The organism is Burkholderia sp. Se-20373 (assembly GCF_017104705.1).
Lineage (GTDB): Bacteria > Pseudomonadota > Gammaproteobacteria > Burkholderiales > Burkholderiaceae > Burkholderia.
Genome location: NZ_JAAGPH010000408.1, coordinates 1 through 252, shown reverse-complemented (window position 1 = coordinate 252; position 252 = coordinate 1). Strand labels below are relative to the sequence as shown.

At 56.7% G+C, this 252-nt stretch carries 1 pseudogene; it reads left to right on the top strand.

The features are described from left to right. Positions 1-128 precede the first annotated feature (128 nt). A pseudogene (locus G3N96_RS39000) lies at positions 129-252 on the top strand (transposase); the annotation flags it as partial.

Here is a 252-nt window from a genome sequence, read left to right as displayed (position 1 = left end):
TGCGGTCCGCCTTCGACTGGAAATCAGCGATGAACCAGTTTGCTATCCTGTTCGGAGAGCGATTTATGCAGGCGCGCGGATAACGTGCTGTTCAACCGCCTCGCCCACAAAAATGCGGACAGGTTCACATCGAGAGCTTCAACGGACGGTTGCGCGAAGAGTGTTTGAACCAGCATGCGTTCGTCAGTCTCGACGATGCACGCACGAGAATCGAAGCGTGGCGCACGGACTACAACTCGGTGCGCCCGCATA